Source organism: Pantoea sp. JV6 (assembly GCF_025910055.1).
Lineage (GTDB): Bacteria > Pseudomonadota > Gammaproteobacteria > Enterobacterales > Enterobacteriaceae > Pantoea > Pantoea agglomerans.
The window spans coordinates 39,638-59,586 of the sequence record NZ_JAPCIM010000019.1 but is presented as its reverse complement, the minus strand read 5'-3'; the positions used below and the strand labels follow the sequence as shown (position 1 = coordinate 59,586).

At 55.8% G+C, this 19,949-nt stretch carries 22 protein-coding genes; 14 read left to right on the top strand and 8 right to left on the bottom strand.

Annotation, left to right across the window (positions count from 1 at the left end; genetic code table 11):
* Nucleotides 1–12: 12 nt before the first annotated feature.
* A complete protein-coding gene (gene tdh / locus OK412_RS18235) occupies nucleotides 13–1,041 on the bottom strand; it encodes an L-threonine 3-dehydrogenase (RefSeq protein WP_031591867.1) in 1,029 nt (342 codons plus the stop codon).
* Nucleotides 1,042–1,051: 10 nt separating this feature from the next.
* A complete protein-coding gene (locus OK412_RS18230) occupies nucleotides 1,052–2,248 on the bottom strand; it encodes a glycine C-acetyltransferase (RefSeq protein ID WP_061704418.1) in 1,197 nt (398 codons plus the stop codon).
* Nucleotides 2,249–2,478: 230 nt separating this feature from the next.
* Here OK412_RS18230 and rfaD point away from each other — a divergent pair, with 230 nt between their 5' ends.
* From rfaD to coaD, 11 genes are all read left to right on the top strand, one after another.
* Nucleotides 2,479–3,411, top strand: a complete 933-nt coding sequence (gene rfaD / locus OK412_RS18225; protein ID WP_010258257.1) for an ADP-glyceromanno-heptose 6-epimerase — start codon at nucleotides 2,479–2,481, stop codon at nucleotides 3,409–3,411.
* A gap of 17 nt (nucleotides 3,412–3,428) precedes the next feature.
* A complete protein-coding gene (gene rfaF / locus OK412_RS18220; RefSeq protein ID WP_010258260.1) occupies nucleotides 3,429–4,484 on the top strand; it encodes an ADP-heptose--LPS heptosyltransferase RfaF in 1,056 nt (351 codons plus the stop codon).
* Complete coding sequence (rfaC, locus tag OK412_RS18215; RefSeq protein ID WP_010258262.1) at nucleotides 4,472–5,449, top strand: lipopolysaccharide heptosyltransferase RfaC; 978 nt, start codon at nucleotides 4,472–4,474, stop codon at nucleotides 5,447–5,449. Before rfaF ends, rfaC begins: the two co-directional genes overlap by 13 nt.
* Nucleotides 5,446–6,522: a glycosyltransferase family 9 protein gene (locus tag OK412_RS18210; RefSeq protein ID WP_050680319.1), complete on the top strand. Its 1,077-nt coding sequence runs from the start codon at nucleotides 5,446–5,448 to the stop codon at nucleotides 6,520–6,522. Before rfaC ends, OK412_RS18210 begins: the two co-directional genes overlap by 4 nt.
* A gap of 9 nt (nucleotides 6,523–6,531) precedes the next feature.
* A complete protein-coding gene (locus tag OK412_RS18205) occupies nucleotides 6,532–7,536 on the top strand; it encodes a glycosyltransferase family 8 protein (RefSeq protein ID WP_089415157.1) in 1,005 nt (334 codons plus the stop codon).
* A 327-nt stretch (nucleotides 7,537–7,863) separates the two neighbouring features.
* The gene (locus tag OK412_RS18200; protein WP_223564656.1) at nucleotides 7,864–8,850 is read left to right on the top strand and encodes a glycosyltransferase; all 987 of its coding nucleotides are present in this window, start codon (nucleotides 7,864–7,866) and stop codon (nucleotides 8,848–8,850) included.
* A gap of 73 nt (nucleotides 8,851–8,923) precedes the next feature.
* Nucleotides 8,924–10,000, top strand: coding sequence for a putative lipopolysaccharide heptosyltransferase III (gene rfaQ / locus OK412_RS18195; RefSeq protein WP_010672090.1), 1,077 nt, complete (start codon nucleotides 8,924–8,926; stop codon nucleotides 9,998–10,000).
* Nucleotides 9,993–11,126 carry a glycosyltransferase family 4 protein gene (locus tag OK412_RS18190; RefSeq protein ID WP_264353416.1) on the top strand — a complete coding sequence of 378 codons (1,134 nt, stop codon included), beginning with the start codon at nucleotides 9,993–9,995 and terminating at the stop codon, nucleotides 11,124–11,126. The genes rfaQ and OK412_RS18190 overlap by 8 nt, the downstream gene beginning before the upstream one ends.
* An 81-nt stretch (nucleotides 11,127–11,207) precedes the next feature.
* Entirely contained in the window at nucleotides 11,208–12,482 is a 1,275-nt protein-coding gene (gene waaA / locus OK412_RS18185; RefSeq protein WP_264353415.1) for a lipid IV(A) 3-deoxy-D-manno-octulosonic acid transferase, read from the top strand.
* A complete protein-coding gene (locus tag OK412_RS18180) occupies nucleotides 12,482–13,258 on the top strand; it encodes a glycosyltransferase family 2 protein (protein WP_264353414.1) in 777 nt (258 codons plus the stop codon). Before waaA ends, OK412_RS18180 begins: the two co-directional genes overlap by 1 nt.
* Nucleotides 13,255–13,734, top strand: a complete 480-nt coding sequence (gene coaD, locus OK412_RS18175; protein ID WP_264353413.1) for a pantetheine-phosphate adenylyltransferase — start codon at nucleotides 13,255–13,257, stop codon at nucleotides 13,732–13,734. The genes OK412_RS18180 and coaD overlap by 4 nt, the downstream gene beginning before the upstream one ends.
* Here the strand turns inward: coaD and mutM are convergent.
* From mutM to radC, 4 genes are all read right to left on the bottom strand, one after another.
* A complete protein-coding gene (gene mutM / locus OK412_RS18170) occupies nucleotides 13,731–14,540 on the bottom strand; it encodes a bifunctional DNA-formamidopyrimidine glycosylase/DNA-(apurinic or apyrimidinic site) lyase (protein WP_031591878.1) in 810 nt (269 codons plus the stop codon). The two genes, coaD and mutM, sit on opposite strands and share 4 nt — an antisense overlap.
* 69 nt (nucleotides 14,541–14,609) lie before the next feature.
* Complete coding sequence (gene rpmG / locus OK412_RS18165; protein ID WP_003024094.1) at nucleotides 14,610–14,777, bottom strand: 50S ribosomal protein L33; 168 nt, start codon at nucleotides 14,775–14,777, stop codon at nucleotides 14,610–14,612.
* A 19-nt stretch (nucleotides 14,778–14,796) separates the two neighbouring features.
* Nucleotides 14,797–15,033 carry a 50S ribosomal protein L28 gene (gene rpmB, locus OK412_RS18160; protein WP_006121249.1) on the bottom strand — a complete coding sequence of 79 codons (237 nt, stop codon included), beginning with the start codon at nucleotides 15,031–15,033 and terminating at the stop codon, nucleotides 14,797–14,799.
* A 241-nt stretch (nucleotides 15,034–15,274) separates the two neighbouring features.
* A complete protein-coding gene (radC, locus tag OK412_RS18155) occupies nucleotides 15,275–15,931 on the bottom strand; it encodes a RadC family protein (protein ID WP_010258361.1) in 657 nt (218 codons plus the stop codon).
* A gap of 180 nt (nucleotides 15,932–16,111) precedes the next feature.
* Here radC and coaBC point away from each other — a divergent pair, with 180 nt between their 5' ends.
* The 3 genes from coaBC (at nucleotide 16,112) to slmA (ending at nucleotide 18,485) form a co-directional block, all read left to right on the top strand.
* Nucleotides 16,112–17,332 carry a bifunctional phosphopantothenoylcysteine decarboxylase/phosphopantothenate--cysteine ligase CoaBC gene (coaBC, locus tag OK412_RS18150; protein WP_187493098.1) on the top strand — a complete coding sequence of 407 codons (1,221 nt, stop codon included), beginning with the start codon at nucleotides 16,112–16,114 and terminating at the stop codon, nucleotides 17,330–17,332.
* The gene (gene dut / locus OK412_RS18145) at nucleotides 17,310–17,768 is read left to right on the top strand and encodes a dUTP diphosphatase (RefSeq protein ID WP_022624903.1); all 459 of its coding nucleotides are present in this window, start codon (nucleotides 17,310–17,312) and stop codon (nucleotides 17,766–17,768) included. The genes coaBC and dut overlap by 23 nt, the downstream gene beginning before the upstream one ends.
* Before the next feature lie 120 nt (nucleotides 17,769–17,888).
* On the top strand, nucleotides 17,889–18,485 hold the full coding sequence (slmA, locus tag OK412_RS18140; RefSeq protein ID WP_010258372.1) for a nucleoid occlusion factor SlmA: 597 nt from the start codon (nucleotides 17,889–17,891) through the stop codon (nucleotides 18,483–18,485).
* Nucleotides 18,486–18,520: 35 nt separating this feature from the next.
* Here slmA and pyrE read toward each other — a convergent pair whose 3' ends face one another.
* Both pyrE and rph read right to left on the bottom strand, forming a co-directional pair.
* The gene (gene pyrE, locus OK412_RS18135) at nucleotides 18,521–19,162 is read right to left on the bottom strand and encodes an orotate phosphoribosyltransferase (RefSeq protein WP_031591887.1); all 642 of its coding nucleotides are present in this window, start codon (nucleotides 19,160–19,162) and stop codon (nucleotides 18,521–18,523) included.
* 49 nt (nucleotides 19,163–19,211) lie between these two features.
* Nucleotides 19,212–19,928 carry a ribonuclease PH gene (gene rph, locus OK412_RS18130; protein WP_010258378.1) on the bottom strand — a complete coding sequence of 239 codons (717 nt, stop codon included), beginning with the start codon at nucleotides 19,926–19,928 and terminating at the stop codon, nucleotides 19,212–19,214.
* Between the last annotated feature and the right edge of the window lie 21 nt (nucleotides 19,929–19,949).

Sequence of the window (19,949 nt, the reverse complement as noted above, 5' to 3'; positions counted from 1 at the left end):
GCGGCCGTTGTTTTAATCCCAGCTCAGTATCACCTTTCCCGAGCGTCCAGAACGCATCTCATCAAAGCCCTGCTGGAAATCGTCGATTCCATAGCGATGGGTAATAACCGGCGTTAAATCAAGCCCGGACTGGATCAGCGCCGCCATTTTATACCAGGTTTCAAACATCTCCCGGCCATAAATGCCCTTGATAAAAAGCCCTTTGAAGATCACCTGATTCCAGTCGATCGCCATTTCACCCGGCGGGATGCCCAGCAGTGCAATCCGCCCTCCGTGATTCATTACCTCCAGCAATGAACGGAAGGCAGGCGGTGCACCAGACATCTCCAGTCCGACATCGAATCCCTCCGTCATGCCCAGCGAGTGCATCACGTCTCGCAGATCCTCATTCGCCACATTGACCGCGCGCGTGACGCCCATTTTGCGCGCCAGTGCCAGACGATACTCATTGATGTCCGTGATCACCACGTTGCGTGCGCCGACATGGCGACAGACCGCGGCGGCCATGATGCCGATAGGACCCGCGCCGGAGATCAGCACATCCTCACCCACCAGATCGAACGATAGCGCGGTATGCACGGCGTTACCGAACGGATCAAAGATTGCCGCCAGCTCATCGGAAATGTTGTCGGGAATTTTGAACGCATTGAAGGCCGGGATAACCAGATACTCCGCAAAGCAGCCCTGGCGGTTAACGCCTACACCCATTGTGTTACGGCATAAATGCGTTCGCCCGGCACGGCAATTACGGCAATGTCCGCAGGTGATGTGCCCTTCGCCCGAGACCCGATCGCCAATCGTAAAGCCTTTCACTTCCTGTCCTATCGCAACCACTTCCCCCACATATTCATGACCGACAATCATCGGTACCGGAATGGTTTTGCGCGACCAGTCATCCCAGTTGTAAATATGGACATCGGTACCGCAGATAGCGGTTTTGCGAATCTTAATCAGCAAATCGTTGTGGCCCGGCTCCGGAACCGGCGCATCGGTCACCATCCAGATGCCCGTTTCCTTCTTCAGTTTGGCGAGTGCTTTCATGACGGACTCCTCAGGCGATAACGCCCAGTTGTTTGCCGATACGGGTAAAGGCCGCCACCGCACGTTCCAGCTGTTGCTGGGTATGCGCCGCAGAGATTTGGGTGCGAATGCGTGCCTGACCTTTTGGCACCACCGGATAGAAGAAGCCGGTAACGTAGATGCCTTCCTGTTGCAGCAGGCGGGCGAACTCCTGGGCGACGCTGGCTTCACCCAGCATCACCGGGATAATGGCGTGATCGGCTCCCGCCAGCGTAAAGCCCGCCGCCGTCATCTGCTCCCGGAAGTAACGGGCGTTGTCCCACAGACGCTGACGCAGCCCGTCGCCTTCACTGAGCAGATCCAGCACCCGCAGCGAGGCGGCAACAATGGCCGGGGCCAGCGAGTTAGAGAACAGATAGGGACGGGAACGCTGGCGCAGCCACTCCACCACTTCTGCTTTTGCGGCGGTGTAGCCACCGGAGGCGCCACCCAGCGCTTTACCCAGCGTGCCGGTAATGATGTCGACCCGGCCCATGACGTCGCAATATTCATGGGTTCCGCGTCCGGCGTTCCCGACAAAGCCCACCGCATGGGAATCATCCACCATCACCAGCGCAGAGAACTCGTCGGCCAGATCGCAGATAGCGGGCAGATTCGCAATCACCCCATCCATTGAGAAGACCCCATCGGTGGCGATCAAAATATGACGCGCGCCTTTAGCGCGCGCTTCCTGCAAGCAGGCGCGCAGCTGCGCCATATCGTTATTGGCATAGCGGTAACGCTGCGCTTTGCACAGCCGGACGCCATCGATAATGGAAGCGTGGTTCAGCGCATCAGAGATGACGGCATCCTGCGCATCGAGCAGGGTTTCAAACAGGCCGCCATTGGCATCGAAACAGGAGGAGTAAAGAATGGCATCCTCCATGCCGAGAAAGTCTGCCAGCCGCTTTTCCAGCTGCTTATGACTATCCTGCGTGCCGCAAATAAAGCGCACCGACGCCATGCCAAAACCATGCGAATCCATCCCCTCTTTCGCCGCCTGAATCAGCGCCGGATGGTTCGCTAAACCTAAGTAGTTATTGGCACAGAAGTTAATCACCGCCGGGTTATCGCCAACCGCGATCTCCGTCTGCTGGGCAGAGGTGATGATCCGCTCCTGTTTAAACAGTCCTTCCTGACGTGCATCATCAAGTTGCTGACGAAGTTGTTGATAAAATTGCGCAGGCATCATTGCTCTCCTCAGATGGCAAAAATCTGGCATATCTTACTGAACAGGCCGCTTCTTCACGATAAATCGCCCAACAGAATGTCATTTTTGCAGCATAGTTCACGCCGCAAGGATGTACGCACAAAGCGTTACAGAGTCATCTGGCTGTCTGCACCCTGATGAAATGTTATGATGTGAGGTATTCGTGTGTGAAACCTCCTGTTTCACCCCACAACGTTGAAGGTAACAACATGATTATCGTAACTGGCGGCGCAGGAATGATTGGCAGCAACATCGTCAAAGCGCTGAACGATCGCGGTCACACCGACATTCTGGTGGTGGATAATCTGAAGGATGGCACCAAGTTTGCCAATTTAGTCGACCTGGATATCGTCGATTACATGGACAAAGAAGAGTTCCTGATGAGCGTGATGGCGGGCGATGATTTAGGCCCGATCGAAGCGGTGTTCCATCAGGGCGCCTGCTCCTCCACCACCGAGTGGGATGGCAAGTACATGATGGAGAACAACTATCAGTACTCCAAAGAGCTGCTGCACTTCTGTCTTGAGCGCGAGATCCCGTTCCTCTACGCCTCTTCCGCAGCGACCTACGGCGGACGCAACGAGAATTTCATTGAAGAGCGTCAGTATGAGCAGCCGCTTAATGTTTATGGCTACTCTAAGATGCTGTTCGACCATTACGTCCGTCAGATGCTGCCGGAAGCGAACTCGCCGGTATGCGGCTTCCGCTATTTCAACGTCTATGGACCGCGTGAAGGCCACAAGGGCAGCATGGCAAGCGTGGCCTTCCATCTGAACACGCAGATCAGCAACGATGAAAATCCAAAACTGTTTGAAGGCAGCGACGGCTTTAAACGTGATTTCATCCACGTTGATGATGTTGCGGAAGTGAACCTGTGGTGCTGGGAAAATGGCGTCTCCGGGATTTACAACTGTGGCACAGGCCGCGCCGAGTCCTTCCAGGAAGTGGCTGACGCAGTACTGAAGTTCCACCAGAAAGGTCAGATCGAGTACATCCCGTTCCCGGAAAAACTCAAAGGACGGTACCAGGCCTATACTCAGGCCGATCTCACTAAGCTGCGTGCCGCCGGCTACGACAAGCCATTTAAAACGGTGGCGCAGGGCGTCGCTGACTATATGGTCTGGCTGAACCGTAACGCATAAAGGAAGCTGCTCCGGCGATGAAAATTCTGGTAATCGGCCCGTCGTGGGTCGGCGATATGATGATGTCGCAAAGTCTCTATCGCACCCTCAAGGCCGAACATCCCGATGCGGTGATTGACGTGATGGCACCTGCATGGTGCCGTCCGTTGTTGTCACGAATGCCGGAGGTGAATCAGGCGCTGGCGATGCCGCTTGGGCATGGCGCACTGGAAATCGGTGAGCGTCGCCGGTTGGGCAAAGTGCTGCGCGCCAGTCACTACGACCGTGCTTATGTGCTGCCTAACTCCTTCAAGTCGGCGCTGGTCCCCTTCTTTGCCGGAATAAAACGCCGCGTCGGCTGGCGCGGTGAAATGCGCTATGGCCTGCTGAATGATTTGCGCGTGCTGGATAAAGCCGCATTTCCACTGATGGTTGAGCGCTACGTTGCGCTGGGCTACGACACACCTGTTGCGTCGGCGGCGCAGCTGCCCCAGCCGTTGTTGTGGCCAAAACTGCAGGTTGAAGAGCAGGAAAAAATTGAAACGGCCGCACAGTTTCAGCTCGCCGCGACCCGTCCGGTCATCGGTTTTTGTCCGGGCGCTGAATTTGGTCCGGCCAAACGCTGGCCGCACTATCACTACGCCACGCTGGCCCGCCAGTTGATTGCTGAAGGCTTTCAGATCGTGCTGTTTGGCTCCGCCAAAGATCGCCCGACCGGCGAAGAGATTATCGCTGCGCTGCCCGAAGAGGCTCGCGGCCACTGCCGTAATCTGGCGGGTGAAACCCAGCTGGAACAGGCGGTGATTCTGCTGGCACAATGCCGTGCCGTGGTCAGCAACGACTCCGGCCTGATGCATATCGCCGCGGCGCTGGATCGTCCACTGGTGGCGCTCTATGGACCAAGCAGTCCTGACTTTACGCCGCCGCTGGCAAAGCAGGCGCGAATTATTCGCCTGATTACCGGCTATCACAAAGTGCGCAAAGGCGATGCCGAACAGGGCTATCACCAGAGCCTGATCGATATTCAGCCTGAACGTGTACATCAGACGCTGAGCGAACTGCTCGCGCCACAGGAGGTGCCATGCACGTCCTGATTGTTAAAACCTCATCAATGGGCGATGTGCTGCATTCGCTCCCGGCACTGACCGATGCAATGCATGCCATTCCCGGCATCCGTTTCGACTGGGTAGTGGAAGAGAATTTCGCACAGATCCCTGGCTGGCATCCCGCAGTAGATAAGGTGTTACCGGTTGCGATTCGCCGCTGGCGCAAACACTGGTTTGGCAGTCAGCAGCGTGAAGAGCGCGTGCTGTTTAAGCGCGCGTTACAGTCACGTGAGTACGATATCGTGATTGATGCACAGGGCCTGATCAAAAGTGCCGCGCTGGTCACCCGCTTATCGAAAGGGGTGAAACATGGGCAGGACAGCCGCAGCGCGCGTGAGCCGTTCGCCAGTTGGTGGTATGACATCCGCCATGAGGTCAGTAAGCGACAGCACGCGGTTGAGCGGACGCGCGAACTGTTCGCCAAAAGCCTGGGCTATGAAAAGCCGCAAAGTCAGGGTGACTACGCAATTGCTGGACACTTCCTGCATCATCTGCCCGCTGACGCACATCATTACCTGGTCTTTCTGCATGCCACGACGCGTGACAACAAGCACTGGCCGGAATCACACTGGCGACAGCTGATTGAGCAGATGCAGCCCAGCGGGTTGCGGGTGAAATTGCCCTGGGGTGCTGAACATGAGCATCAGCGTGCGCAGCGCCTTGCAGAAGGATTTGAGCATGTCGATGTACTGCCTAAGCTGACGCTGGAAGCGATAGCACAACAGCTGGCGGGCGCACGCGCGGTGGTCTCAGTGGACACCGGATTGAGCCATCTGACGGCGGCACTGGATCGCCCCAACCTCACGCTGTATGGTCCGACCGATCCTGGATTGATTGGCGGTTACGGGCAGAACCAACAGGCACTGAGCGCCCCGAATCATAATCTGGCAGAGCTGACTGCTGACACGGTGGCAGAGAAACTGCGGGCCGTTATTACGGAAAACATGCCATGAACTATGTGCTGATCTACCTGCTGTTGCTGCCTTTCCGGGCCATAATGCGGCTGTTTTACCGGCCAACCGGACGCAGCCTGATCATCCAGACGGCAAAGATTGGTGATTTTATTAATATCACCCCGATGCTGCGCGCACTGGGTCAGTCTGAGTTGCTGATCAGCAAAGCGGTGGAGCCGCTGGCGCGTCACGATGACACGGTCAGCCGCTATTTCCTGATTGAAGAGGCGAAGCGCAGCTTTTTTGCCAAACTGAAGCTCGCGTTCACGCTGATGAACCGCTATGACAACGTCTATCTGGTGCAGCCAAACAGCGTGAACCTGTTTTTCGCCGCGCTCTGCAACGCATCGAACAAGCAGTTTCTGCGCACCTATGTGCGTAAGTCCTACCATAAGACCTTCTATCGCAGCGCCAGCGGTATTGTCGACCACACCAAAACGGATTTAACGCTCGACAGCTACCTGAAGCTGATTAATCGTGACTACCGCTACACCGATTTCCCTAAGCATGCGACCTCACCGCTCTGGCAGCCGCCTGCGCCGCCCGCCGCGCTGCTTAATCCGCGCAGCGGTATTAAAATTGGCATCAGTATTTCTGCTGGTAACCGGGCTAAAACCATTCCTGCCAGCATCTGGCAGCAGCTGATGGCGTCGCTGGCTGACCTGCCCTGCACCTTTTATGTGTTTGGCCCACCGGCTGAGCAGCCGTGGCTGGATGAGTTACTGAGCCTGACCGGCCCGAAAGACAATATCGTCAGTCTGATTGGTGAGCTAAAACTGGAAGAGGTTCCGTGGGCCATTGCACAGATGGATTTCTACATCTCCTCTGACTCTGGCAATGCTTATATTGCGGATGCGCAGCAGATACCGGTGATCATGCTTTACGGGCCGTGTGAAGTCAGGGAACAGCGTCCGGTCAATAACGTTTTGTTTATCGGACCGGATAATATTGCTGCGTCGACGTTCGTTTTTGCCACCCGTTTTCAGTTTGATCAGCCTGCTGAAAAATTATTCGGGCTGGATCACGATAAACTGACTAGAATACAAACGTTTATTACTCATAATCTGGAATAGTGAAGCGTAATGGCAATTACCCCTCTTGCTGAGGCCGTTCAGCAAAGTCAGCTGCTGGTTAACACGCTTGCTGACACGGATGATAATCCGGTTCATGTTGCGTTTGGCATCAACTACGCCTACGCGCGTGGCCTGGGCATTACGTTGTTTTCACTTCTCAGCCATCATCCTGATACCGCTTTCCACGCCCATGTTTTTTCAGACTCGCTTTGCGAAGAGGATGTGGAAAAACTGCGTTCACTGGCCACGGGCCATCGTCTGGCGATCACGCTGCATATCTTTAACCGTGCCTGGGTTGATCAGCTGCCTGCGGTCGGACGCTATCCCAAAAGTATCCACTACCGTTTCCTGATCCCGGAAACCGTAGCGAGCTACAGCGATCGGGTGATCTATATTGATGCTGACACCCTGGTGGTGGGCGACTACTCTCCCCTGTTCACGCTGGATATCACTGATTACACGCTGGCGGCCTGTAATGACACACCGCGAGCGCGACATAACCAGTGCGCAAGGCTGGGGCTGAAGCACCACCACTATTTCAACTCCGGCTTTATGCTGATTAATATTCCACGCTGGCTCGAAAGGCAGACCACCGCGCGCATTACCGACGTGCTGGTAACGCGGGGCGCAGAGTTTGGTTTTCCCGATCAGGATGCGCTGAATATCGTGCTGGAGGATGAGGTCCTGATCCTGCCAGACCGCTATAACCACATTTACGACATCATCGCCAATAAAGTCTGGGATCACACGAGCGTGCCAGAAGAGACGGTGATGATTCACTACACCGGTAAATGCAAACCCTGGCATGCATGGGCTGGCAGCGATCTTTCCCACCGCTACTACAGCTATTACCAGCGCTCACCCTGGGCTTCACAACCGCTTGATACACCAAAGCATTATAAAGAGATGAAGCGATTCGCCCGCGTAAAATGGCATCAGAAACAGTATGCTGAAAGCCTGAGCTGGATGATGAAGTATGTCAGTCTCAAGTTTTTTAAACAGAGTGAGCAATAGCACACTCAGGTTTATCAGATTGATACGGGCGCTGTTATTTCAGCGCCTGACTTTCCCGCCATTTATCCCGCCGGCTGTTTGCCACGACCTCTGTAATAACGACGCTGACAGCAAGCCAGCATAATAATCTGTTTACCTGCACGGCCACATTGCGTAAAAAAAGCGCATATAGCGCATTATTATTGTCGGGCGTGGTTTTTAGTAAAGCAGGGATGCAACATCGTTTTATAATTGTGAACTCCCTGATTTCACTCTGCTGATTTGGAAATGATTTATGACGAGGCAACGCCTTTTCGCAGTGAATACAATGCTGGTGCAGATATTGTCATGAGTACTTCTCCTCTGCTGAGTATCATTACCCCGATGTACAATGCGGGCGGCATGTTTGATGAGTTCATGCAGTCACTGCTGGCGCAGACGCTGACTCTGCTTGAGATCATTATCGTCGATGACGGTTCAACCGATGGCTCAGGCGAGCGCGCCGATCAGTATGCACAGCAGCATTCTCACATTCGTGTGATACATCAGGAAAATGGCGGCGTCTCGCGCGCCCGCAACGCCGGACTGGCGATTGCCCGCGGGAAATATGTCACCTTCCCTGATGCGGATGACACCATGCAACCCGATATGTATCAGACGCTGGTGACACTGGCGGAGGCAGATAATCTGGATGCGGCACAGTGCAACGCCGAGTGGTTTTTCAAACACAGCCAGCGGGTAAAGCCGCTGATTCCGCTGGATCGCCTGCGCAGCACGCCGGTACTGAGCGGTGCCGACTGGCTGAATACCGCGCTGAAAACCCATCGTTATATGCATGTGGTCTGGCTGGGCATCTATCGCCGGGAACTGATTGAGCAGCATCAGTTGCAGTTTGAACCCGGCCTGCATCATCAGGATATTCCCTGGACCACCGAGTTTATGCTGCTGGCAAAACGCGTGCGTTATACCGAAGCGGTACTCTATCGCTACTATATGCACGACGCCTCAATCAGCAATCGCAAACGTACCGGCGAGCGCAACGTAGAGTATCAGCGTCACTACATGAAGATTGCGCGACTGCTGGAAGAGCTCAATGACCGCTATCGTGACCGCGTGAAGATCTACCCGTCGTTTCACTATCAGGTGACCCATGAAGCGCTCAGCGTTTGCCACAGTGTAAGACGTGAGCCTGACGCCCGCGCACGCCAGGCAATCATTGCCGAGCTGTTCGCCACCCGGACACACCTGCGCATGTTACGCAACGCCCGGGGAATTAAGCAGTGGTATCAGTTGCTGTTGTGGCTGGCCCGGCTCTATCGCTGGCGTGATAAATAACCTTTGAGGCTGGCTTTATCCTAAAAAGGGTTTGCCCTACAATCGGTTCACTGAATTCTGAGAACTCTTGTTTATGGCCAGCCTGACTCCAGCAAACATCTCTCCAAAAAATATATTACTGATTAAGCTGCGCCATCATGGTGACATGCTGCTCACAACGCCCGCCATCAATGCGCTTCATGAGCGTTATCCGCAGGCCAGCATCGACGTGTTGCTCTATCAGGAGACGCGTCCGATGCTGGAAGCGCATCCGGCTATCCGCCATTTGCACGTCATCGATCGTAAATGGAAGCAGGAGGGCACCTGGCGCAAGCTGGGCCATGAGCGTGCATTAATTCGCGCCATACGTGATGCACATTATGATCTGGTGATTAATCTGGCCGATCAGTGGCGGGCTGCCCTGATTACGCGGCTCTCTGCGGCACCCGTTCGCATCGGTTTTGCCTATAAAAAACGTGATAACGTCCTGTGGCGATGGTGTCACAACCAGCTAGTCTCCACACACAATCACAGCAAGCTGCATACCGTTGAGCAGAATATGTCGGCGCTGGCACCCCTCGGCATCAGCAGCGACGGCGCACGGGTCTCAATGCACTACAGCGACGCTGACCAGCAAATTGTGCTGACCCGACTGGCAGAACACCAGGTAACCGCGCCCTATATTGTGGTGCAGCCGACCTCACGCTGGGGCTTTAAATGCTGGGAAGAGGAGAGTGTTGCCGCCACGCTCGATCAGCTGGCGCAGCCGGGCCGCAAAGTGGTGCTGACCGCCGGGCCGGACAAACAGGAGCTGGCGATGATCAACCGCATTCGGGCACTGTGTGCGTCGCCGGATGTGGTTTCGCTGGCCGGTCAGTTTACTCTGCCACAGCTGGCGGCGCTTATCGATCATGCCCGGCTGTTTATTGGTGTCGACTCTGCACCAATGCACATGGCCGCCGCACTTGAAACGCCCTGTATTGCGCTGTTTGGCCCGACCAAGCTGCAGCACTGGCGGCCATGGGGCGACAATAATCATGTCATCTGGGCGGGGGATTATGGCCCGCTGCCCTCACCCGATTCCATCGACACCAAAACAGACCAGCGTTATCTGTCGGCCATTCCGGTGAAGGATGTGGTCGCGGCAGCGAGGAGTTATCTGAATGAGTAAGTTACGGCTGGCGATTGTCCGGCAGAAATATCGTCCGGATGGCGGTGCCGAGCGTTTTATCTCGCGCGCGCTGGAAGCGCTGGGCAGCGAGCAGCTCGATCTCAACATCATTACCCGCAGCTGGCAGGGCACACCCAATCCTGACTGGCATCTGCATATCTGTAATCCTGCAAAGCTGGGCCGGGTATCCCGTGAGCGCGGTTTTGCCCTTGCAGCACGCGCCTGCTGGGAGCGCGAAAAGTTCGATATTGTGCAAAGCCACGAGCGCATCGCGGGCTGTGATATTTTTCGCGCGGGTGATGGTGTTCATCGCGTCTGGCTGGAACAGCGCGCCCGCATCGTCTCATCGTGGCAACGACTGAGTGCTGTGCTCAGCCCTTATCATCGCTATGTCCTGCAGGCGGAAGCGGAGATGTTTAACTCTCCGACGCTGAAAGCGGTGATCTGTAATTCTGAGATGGTAAAGCGCGATATCCTGCGCTGTTTCTCGCTCGACGCCGGAAAAATCCACGTTATTCATAATGCTATCGACGCCAGCCGTTTCCAGCCCGCCACGGAAGCAGCACGTCGCGCCACCCGTCAGCAGCTGGCGCTGCCCGATGCGGCCACCGTACTGATTTATGTCGGCTCCGGCTTTGAACGCAAGGGGTTGAAAGCGGCGATACAGGCGCTGGCTGCCAGCGACCGTTATCTGATTGTGGTGGGTCAGGATAAGCAACTGCAGCGGTATCAGCAGCTGGCAAATCAGCTTAACTGTCTGGACCGCCTGCGCTTTGTCGGCGTACAGCAGGATGTGCAGCCGTTCTATCACGCGGCTGATGGCCTGCTGCTGCCCACCCTCTACGATCCTTTTCCTAATGTGGTACTGGAGGCGATGGCCTGCGGCTTACCGGTGATTACCAGCACTGGCTGCGGTGGCGCAGAATTTATTACCGCTGGTCAGGAAGGCTTCGTCTGTGATGCGTTGGATATCAACGGGTTAAATAAGGCTGTTAATGCATTACCGGCGCTTTCCGTCGATTCACGAATGGGTGACGCGGCGCGGCGCAAAATTGAACCTTATGGTCCACAACGGCTGGCGCAGGCGCTGACTTCGCTTTATCAGCAGGTCCTGAGCAGCAACTGACAATGTGGGATGAGTGCATGCGGGGTTTCTGATAACATGCCGCCATCTGATTTTAGACGCGAATTTGCTGTAACGGTAACTATGACGACCTTTTACACCGCATTGCTCTACTTAATTCAGCCACTGATTTGGCTGCGCCTGTGGCTGCGCGGTCGTAAAGCGCCTGCCTATCGCAAACGCTGGGCAGAACGCTATGGCTATTGTGTCGGCAAAGTTAAGCCCGACGGCATTGTGCTGCACTCGGTCTCTGTGGGTGAAACCCTGGCCGCGATCCCGCTGGTGCGCGCTCTGCGTCATCGTTACCCGACCCTGCCGATTACCGTCACCACCATGACGCCTACCGGCTCTGAACGCGCGCAATCTGCATTTGGCAAAGATGTGCATCACGTCTATCTGCCTTATGATCTGCCGGGTTCGATTAATCGTTTTCTGGATACGGTCAACCCACGCCTGGTGATCATCATGGAAACCGAGCTATGGCCGAATATTATCCGCATTCTGCACCAGCGTAATATTCCGCTGGTGATCGCCAATGCCCGCCTCTCGGCCCGATCGGCCAAAGGCTACCGCAAGCTGGGTAAATTCATGCGCCGGCTGTTGCAGAACATCACGCTTATCGCGGCGCAGAATGCTGAAGATGGCGACCGCTTCCTGAGCCTGGGCCTGAAACGTTCTCAACTAACGATTACCGGCAGCCTGAAGTTTGATATTTCCGTGACGCCAGAACTGGCCGCCAGAGCGGTGACGCTGCGTCGTCAGTGGGCGCCGCGCCGTCCGGTGTGGATCGCCACCAGCACGCACGAAGGTGAAGAGGCCATTGTGCTGGATGCCCATCGCCGCCTGCTGCAGACCTTCCCGGATTTGCTGCTGATTCTGGTGCCCCGCCATCCCGAGCGTTTTAACGATGCCCGTGAACTGACGCAGGAACGTGGCTTCAGTTTTATCCTGCGCAGCAGCGGCGAGATCCCGTCTGGCTCAACGCAGGTGGTCATCGGAGACTCAATGGGTGAACTGATGCTGCTATACGGCATTGCCGATCTGGCCTTTGTCGGCGGCAGCCTGGTTGAACGGGGTGGACACAACCCGCTGGAGCCTGCTGCCCATGCGCTTCCGGTTCTGATGGGACCCCATATCTGGAACTTCAAAGATATCTGCAGCAAGTTGCAGGAAGGCCAGGGGCTGATCACCGTCACCGACGTGATTTCGCTGGAAAAAGAGGTCACCAACCTGTTACAGGATGATGATTACCGCCGTTATTACGGACGTCATGCGGTAGACGTGCTGCACCAGAATCAGGGTGCGCTACAGCGTCTGCTACAGTTACTCGAACCGCATCTGCCACCACGGGCCCACTAATGTCAGTACGCCAACGTCTTTCCGTGGTGATGATCGCCAAAAACGAAGCGGAACTGCTGCCTGATTGCCTGGCCTCGGTCAGTTGGGCCGATGAAATTATCGTGCTGGACTCAGGCAGCCATGACAACAGTGTCGACATCGCCACACAGGCTGGGGCGAAGGTCTACCACAATGATGACTGGCAGGGCTATGGCATCCAGCGCCAGCGCGCGCAGCACTATGCCACCGGCGACATGATTCTGATGATCGATGCGGATGAACGCGTGACACCTGAACTGCGCGCCGCGATTGAGCAGGTGCTGGTCGCGCCACCCAGCCGTACGGTTTATAGCCTGGGCCGCAGTAATCTGTTTCTCGGCCGCTTTATGCGCCATAGCGGCTGGTATCCTGACCGCGTCATGCGACTCTACCCACGCACCTTCCGCTACAATGACAATCTGGTGCATGAATCACTGCAGAGTGACGGCGCGCCGGTGGTGGCATTACCCGGCGATCTGCAGCATCTGACCTGCCGCGATTTAATCGCCTTTCAGCGCAAGCAGCTGGCTTATGCCGAAGCCTGGGCTACGGAACGCCATCGGCGCGGTAAGCGTTGCAGCCTGTTTTCTCTGTTCAGCCATACGCTGGGCGCATTTGTGAAAACCCTGCTGCTGCGTGCCGGTTTTCTCGACGGAAAGCAGGGCTGGATTCTGGCGGTGGTCAATGCGCAATATACCTTCAATAAATATTCAGCCCTCTGGGCGCTGAATCATGCTTCGGCAAAAGGGCGAGTATGATCACGAAAGCCATCTATCCCGGAACGTTTGATCCTGTGACGCTCGGCCATCTCGACATCGTGACGCGAGCAGCGCAGATGTTTGATCAGGTCATTCTGGCCGTTGCCGCCAGCCCCAGCAAAAAACCAATGTTCAGCCTGGATGAGCGCGTGGTGCTGGCCGGTGAAGTGATAGCCCATCTGCCCAACGTTGAGGTGGTCGGATTCAGCGACCTGATGGCGAATTTCGCCCGTGACCAGCAGGCGAATGTGCTGGTTCGTGGCTTGCGTGCGGTGTCAGACTTTGAATATGAAATGCAGCTGGCGCAGATGAATCGTCACCTGCTGCCAACGCTGGAGAGTGTTTTCCTGATGCCGTCTGAAGGCTTCTCGTTTATCTCATCTTCGCTGGTCAAAGAGGTGGCGCGTCACGGCGGCGATGTTACCGCCTTCCTGCCCGCGCCGGTGCATCAGGCATTGCTGGCTAAACTGGCTTAATGCTGGCAGTTCGGGCACCAGTAGGTGCTGCGCTGCCCGTGTCTGCCGCTGACAATCGGCGTACCGCATGCCCGGCAGGGTTCGCCTGCCCGCCCATAAACCTGTAACTGCTGTGCAAAATAGCCGGGTTTACCGTCGCTCTGTAAGAAGTCACGCAGTGTGGTTCCGCCCTGCTCAATGGAGCGTAACAGCACCGCTTTGATGGTATTGACCAGCAGTTCCGCTTCGGCCTGCGACAGACTGCCGGCAGCACGATCGGGAATGATCCCGGCGGTAAACAGTGACTCGCTGGCGTAAATGTTGCCCACGCCCACCACCACTTTGTTATCCATAAGCCACTGCTTGATGAGCGTCCGCTTGCCGCGTGACTTCTCAAACAGGTAAGCGCCGTCAAACTCCTCGCTAAGCGGCTCCGGCCCGAGATGTGCCAGCACGCTGCTGCCCGCCAGATCGCTGCTCCAGAGCCAGGCACCAAAGCGGCGCGGGTCGGTGTAGCGCAGCACTTTGCCGTTGCTCATGACCAGATCAACATGGTCATGCTTCGCCGCTGGCAGCTCTTCTGACAGCACGCGCAGGCTACCGGACATGCCAAGGTGGATAATGATCCAGCCATGCGGCAGCTCCAGCAGCAGATATTTCGCCCGGCGCTGCACACTGAGCACTGGCTGATCGCTTAGCGCCAGGATCTCCTGCGAAACAGGCCAGCGCAAACGCGAATTACGCACCACGGCGTGAAGGATGGTTTCACCGACCAAATGCGGTTCGATACCGCGACGGCTGGTTTCAACCTCTGGCAACTCTGGCATACCCTCTCCTCAGCGTTTTACACAAACAAAAAACCCGGCCGGAGCCGGGTTTTTAGCAGAACACTAAAATTACTTAATTTTAGCTTCTTTGTAGAGCACATGCTGACGTACAACCGGATCGAACTTTTTCAGTTCCAGCTTCTCTGGTTTAGTACGTTTGTTCTTCGTGGTGGTATAGAAGTGACCTGTACCAGCAGAGGAAACCAGCTTGATCTTCTCACGAATACCTTTAGCCATGATTCAGTTCCTTAGTACCTTAGTACTTCTCACCACGGGCACGCATATCGGCTAACACCGTATCAATGCCCTTTTTATCAATAATACGCATACCTTTAACAGATACACGCAGAGTAACGAAGCGCTTCTCGCTCTCAACCCAAAAACGGTGTGAGTGCAGGTTCGGAAGGAAACGGCGTTTCGTCGCGTTCATTGCGTGGGAACGGTTGTTACCCGTCACCGGACGCTTTCCAGTTACCTGGCAGACTCGTGACATGTCAATATCTCCAAAAATCAAATCAGCTCGAGCTTTAAAAATTAGGTTTGGGCCGCCTCGTCAGGCTTGCAGCCCGCCAGGCGAATTCCATGGAACCCGCTAAGCTGGCCTAACCGCCAAACCCGAGATTCTCAAAGGTGGCGTAGTATACGCCGCTCAGCCCAAGTGCTCAAGTCCCGAACAGATAAAGATCCCGAATGATCGGGCAAAAAGCCGCCACCTGGCGTGAAATTTCCCCCTGTCAGAGCCATCCCCGCTCGGCAAAGGAGACATATTCGCCATGACCAATCACCAGATGATCGAGCAGACGGATGTCGAGTAGCTGGCAGGCTTCGCTGACTTTATGGGTCACTTCACGGTCTGCACGGCTCGGCTCCGCCATGCCCGACGGGTGATTATGCGCCAGTATCAGAGCGGCAGCATTGAGCTTCAGCGCTTCCCGGACGATCTCGCGGGGGTGAACTTCCACGCTGTTAATGGAACCAGAGAACATATTTTGTGCCCGCAGCACCCGATGCTGATTATCCAGAAACAGTGCCATGAAGATCTCACGCTCCTGATGGGCTAACAGACTTTGCAGATACTGGCGCGTGATTTGTGGATTTTCCATTGCGCTTTCGCGGGCCAGCTTACTGGCGAAAAAACGCTTCGCCAGTTCGGCAATCGCATGAAGCTGTGCCAGCTTGGCATCGCCGACCCCTTTGATTTCACCGAATGCCGCTTTGTCTGACGTCATGAGCTGATAAAGCGAGCCAAAACCGTCCAGCATCTGTCCGGCCAGCTCCAGGACGTTCTGTCCAGGCGATCCGGTACGGAGAAAAATGGCCAGTAGTTCGGTATCGCTGAGGGCATGCGCACCCAGCTTCCGGAGTTTTTCCCGTGGTCCCTTTATTTTCATGTCCGCTCTCCCTGAGATGAGCCTCAGCATGGCCCATCATGAAGAGTGCAGCTATCAGTGAAGCTGCAATCTACGAGACGGCTCGCAAACGCAGTCAGTGAAAAGGCGCATCCGCGCTTTTGTGATAAAGTCCGTGCATTCGCCGCCGCGAGCGGCAGAGAGCTTAGTGAGGCCAACATCATGATGGGATTAGCCGGCAAAAAAATTCTTCTTGGCGTGAGCGGCGGTATTGCTGCTTATAAAGCACCTGAGCTGGTGCGCCGCCTGCGCGATCGCGGTGCTGATGTCCGCGTGATGATGACAGAGGGTGCGAAAGCATTTATTACTCCGCTCAGCCTGCAGGCTGTCTCCGGCTATCCGGTATTTGACGATCTGCTTGATCCGGCAGCGGAGGCGGCGATGGGTCATATTGAACTGGCAAAATGGGCCGACCTTATTGTGCTGGCACCGGCCACTGCTGACCTGATTGCCCGTATTACTGCCGGTATGGCAAACGATCTGGTGACGACCGCCGTGTTAGCGACGGCCTCACCCGTGGCAGTGGTGCCCGCTATGAATCAGCAGATGTATCGTGCGGCGGTGACCCAGCATAATCTGCAGAGCCTGCAGGCGCGTGGCGTGCTGATTTGGGGACCGGACAGCGGCAGCCAGGCTTGCGGCGATGTCGGGCCGGGCCGGATGCTCGACCCGCTGGTGATTGTTGACCATGCGGTGCAGTGGGCCTCGCCCGTCAACGATCTGCAACATCTCAACATTATGATTACCGCCGGCCCTACCCGTGAGGCGCTGGACCCGGTGCGCTACATCACTAACCACAGCTCCGGCAAAATGGGCTTTGCTATTGCCGCCGCCGCCGCCAGACGCGGTGCACAGGTCACGCTGGTCAGCGGCCCGGTCAACCTGTCTGCGCCAGCGGGTGTGCGGCGAATTGATGTGACCAGCGCGCTGGAGATGCAGGCCGCCGTCATGAGTGAGATAGATAAACAACATATTTTCATTGCAAGCGCAGCCGTGGCAGACTACCGGGCAGCCGATATTGCGGCCGATAAAATCAAGAAACAGGGCGGCGATGATAACGTCACGCTGAACCTGGTAAAGAATCCCGATATTGTTGCCGGCGTCGCTGCACTTCAGGAAAACCGGCCATTCGTCGTTGGATTTGCTGCTGAAACACAGAATGTGGAAGAATACGCCCGGCAAAAACGGGTGCGCAAGAATCTGGATCTGATCTGCGCTAACGACGTCGCTAAAGCCGGACAGGGGTTTAATAGCGACACCAATGCTCTTCACCTTTTTTGGCAGGATGGAGAAAAACGCTTACCGCTCAGCGATAAGTCTCTCCTTGGCCAACAATTAATAGACGAGATTGTCAGCCGTTATGATGAAAAAAATAGACGTTAAAATTCTGGATCCGCGCGTCGGCAAAGAGTTTCCACTGCCGACCTACGCGACTTCAGGTTCCGCTGGGTTAGATTTACGCGCCTGCATTGATGATGTTCTCGACATCGCACCAGGCACCACAACGCTGGTTCCGACCGGCCTGGCGATTCATATTGCCGACCCCGACCTGGCCGCTGTGATCCTGCCGCGCTCAGGCCTTGGCCATAAACATGGCATCGTGCTGGGCAACCTGGTGGGGCTGATTGACTCCGACTATCAGGGACAGCTGATGGTCTCGGTCTGGAATCGCGGCCAGGAAAGCTTCTCGCTGCAACCCGGCGATCGCATGGCACAACTGGTCTTTGTACCGGTGGTGCAGGCGGAATTTAATCTGGTCGAAGATTTCGACGCCAGCCTGCGCGGCGAAGGCGGCTTCGGCCACTCCGGTCGCCAGTAACCCGCATTACCGACTTTCACTTACGCCCGTTATTTTTTCCTCATCGCCACAGGACGCGTTCCTGTGGCAGATGCGTAGGTGTTGCCTGTTTTTAGGTGAATTTCAGGGGTCTTTAAGGTCATGGCAGAAAAAAAAGTCGCGAAGCGGAATCGTCGCGAAGAGATTTTGCAGGCGCTGGCGCAGATGCTGGAGTCGGGTGATGGCAGTCAGCGCATTACCACAGCCAAACTGGCAGCCACGGTGGGCGTTTCCGAAGCGGCGCTGTATCGTCACTTCCCGAGTAAAACACGAATGTTCGATAGCCTGATTGAGTTTATCGAAGACAGTCTGATTACCCGCATCAATCTGATCCTCAAGGATGAAAAAGAGACCATGACGCGTCTGCGTCTGATCGTGCAACTGATTCTGGGATTTGGTGAGCGTAATCCGGGACTGACGCGCATTCTGACCGGCCATGCATTGATGTTTGAGCAGGACCGACTGCAGGGACGCATCAATCAGCTGTTTGAGCGGATTGAAGTGCAGCTGCGACAGGTGATGCGGGAACGGAAAATGCGCGAGGGCGAAGCCTTTCAGGCTGATGAGGCGCTGCTGGCAAGTCAGTTGCTGGCTTTCTGTGAGGGTTTACTGTCACGGTATGTTCGTTCTGAATTTCGTTTCAGTCCTACCGCAGACTTTGAGGCTCGCTGGCCGCTGATTGCCGCCCAGCTGGCGTAAAGCGTAAAAGAAGGCGGGCATTGCGCCCGCCTCTGTTAAATCCCGTACGCTTTCTGATAGGCACGTACCTGGGCCAGATGATCGGCCATCTCAGGCTTCTCTTCCAGCCAGGCAATCAGGTCTGCCAGCGTTATAATCGCGGTCACTTTGCAGCCGTAATCACGTTCCACTTCCTGAATCGCCGACATTTCTCCGCGTCCACGCTCCTGACGATCAAGCGAGACCAGCACGCCTGCCAGAGTGGCGTTGTGCGCACCGATAATATCCATCGACTCACGAATCGCGGTGCCTGCGGTGATCACATCGTCCACCAGCATCACTTTGCCCTGCAGCGGACTGCCAACCAGCAGGCCACCTTCGCCGTGATCTTTCGCTTCTTTACGGTTAAAGCAGTAAGGCACATCGCGGTCATGATGATCCGCCAGCGCCACCGCCGTGGTGGTGGCAATCGGAATGCCTTTATAGGCCGGGCCGAACAGCAGATCAAAATCAACAGCGCCATCCACCAGCGCCTGCGCGTAGAAGCGTCCCAGCAGCGCTAAATCCCGTCCGCTGTTAAACAGACCAGCATTAAAGAAATAGGGGCTTTTACGCCCGGACTTCAAAGTGAACTCACCGAACTTCAGCACCTGCTTGTTCAGGGCAAATTCAATAAACTGACGCTGCCAGGCTTTCATTTCTCACTCCTCAAATAAAGAAAAGGCGACTCTGAGGTCGCCTGTTACATCAATTTTCCAGCGCTGCTTTCTGCGCCTGAATTAATTCCTCAATTCCGCCCCGAGCCAGCGCCAGTAGCGTCAGCAACTCTTCATGGCTGAACGGTTCGCCTTCGGCAGTGCCCTGCACCTCGATCATGCGGCCATCTTCCAGCATCACGACGTTCATGTCGGTTTCTGCGGCTGAGTCTTCAACATACTCCAGATCGCACAGCGCTTCGCCTTTGACGATGCCCACTGAAATCGCCGCGACCATGCCCTTCATCGGGTTCGCTTTCAGTTTGCCGCTGGCCACCAGCTTGTTCAGCGCATCAGCCAGCGCCACACAGGCTCCGGTGATTGATGCGGTGCGAGTGCCGCCATCGGCCTGGATCACGTCACAGTCGAGCGTAATAGTAAATTCACCCAGCGCTTTAAGATCAACCGCGGCGCGCAGTGAACGGGCGATCAGACGCTGAATCTCAAGCGTACGTCCGCCCTGCTTGCCTTTTGCGGCTTCACGCGCCATACGGCTGTGCGTCGAACGCGGCAGCATGCCATATTCGGCCGTTACCCAACCCTGGCCCTGGCCTTTGAGGAAACGCGGAACCCCTTCGTCTACCGAGGCAGTGCAAAGCACTTTCGTTTCGCCGAATTCCACCAGAACGGAACCCTCTGCGTGTTTGGTGTAATTGCGGGTCAATGTGACTGGACGCACCTGTTGTGCGCTACGGCCTGCTGGACGCATGGGTATTCTCCGGCTTGCTAA

Coding starts and splice junctions, on each gene's coding strand:
- tdh (WP_031591867.1), bottom strand. CDS start 1,041: ATGAAAGCACTCGCCAAACTGAAGAAGGAAACGGGCATCTGGATGGTG.
- OK412_RS18230 (WP_061704418.1), bottom strand. CDS start 2,248: ATGCCTGCGCAATTTTATCAACAACTTCGTCAGCAACTTGATGATGCA.
- rfaD (WP_010258257.1), top strand. CDS start 2,479: ATGATTATCGTAACTGGCGGCGCAGGAATGATTGGCAGCAACATCGTC.
- rfaF (WP_010258260.1), top strand. CDS start 3,429: ATGAAAATTCTGGTAATCGGCCCGTCGTGGGTCGGCGATATGATGATG.
- rfaC (WP_010258262.1), top strand. CDS start 4,472: ATGCACGTCCTGATTGTTAAAACCTCATCAATGGGCGATGTGCTGCAT.
- OK412_RS18210 (WP_050680319.1), top strand. CDS start 5,446: ATGAACTATGTGCTGATCTACCTGCTGTTGCTGCCTTTCCGGGCCATA.
- OK412_RS18205 (WP_089415157.1), top strand. CDS start 6,532: ATGGCAATTACCCCTCTTGCTGAGGCCGTTCAGCAAAGTCAGCTGCTG.
- OK412_RS18200 (WP_223564656.1), top strand. CDS start 7,864: ATGAGTACTTCTCCTCTGCTGAGTATCATTACCCCGATGTACAATGCG.
- rfaQ (WP_010672090.1), top strand. CDS start 8,924: ATGGCCAGCCTGACTCCAGCAAACATCTCTCCAAAAAATATATTACTG.
- OK412_RS18190 (WP_264353416.1), top strand. CDS start 9,993: ATGAGTAAGTTACGGCTGGCGATTGTCCGGCAGAAATATCGTCCGGAT.
- waaA (WP_264353415.1), top strand. CDS start 11,208: ATGACGACCTTTTACACCGCATTGCTCTACTTAATTCAGCCACTGATT.
- OK412_RS18180 (WP_264353414.1), top strand. CDS start 12,482: ATGTCAGTACGCCAACGTCTTTCCGTGGTGATGATCGCCAAAAACGAA.
- coaD (WP_264353413.1), top strand. CDS start 13,255: ATGATCACGAAAGCCATCTATCCCGGAACGTTTGATCCTGTGACGCTC.
- mutM (WP_031591878.1), bottom strand. CDS start 14,540: ATGCCAGAGTTGCCAGAGGTTGAAACCAGCCGTCGCGGTATCGAACCG.
- rpmG (WP_003024094.1), bottom strand. CDS start 14,777: ATGGCTAAAGGTATTCGTGAGAAGATCAAGCTGGTTTCCTCTGCTGGT.
- rpmB (WP_006121249.1), bottom strand. CDS start 15,033: ATGTCACGAGTCTGCCAGGTAACTGGAAAGCGTCCGGTGACGGGTAAC.
- radC (WP_010258361.1), bottom strand. CDS start 15,931: ATGAAAATAAAGGGACCACGGGAAAAACTCCGGAAGCTGGGTGCGCAT.
- coaBC (WP_187493098.1), top strand. CDS start 16,112: ATGATGGGATTAGCCGGCAAAAAAATTCTTCTTGGCGTGAGCGGCGGT.
- dut (WP_022624903.1), top strand. CDS start 17,310: ATGATGAAAAAAATAGACGTTAAAATTCTGGATCCGCGCGTCGGCAAA.
- slmA (WP_010258372.1), top strand. CDS start 17,889: ATGGCAGAAAAAAAAGTCGCGAAGCGGAATCGTCGCGAAGAGATTTTG.
- pyrE (WP_031591887.1), bottom strand. CDS start 19,162: ATGAAAGCCTGGCAGCGTCAGTTTATTGAATTTGCCCTGAACAAGCAG.
- rph (WP_010258378.1), bottom strand. CDS start 19,928: ATGCGTCCAGCAGGCCGTAGCGCACAACAGGTGCGTCCAGTCACATTG.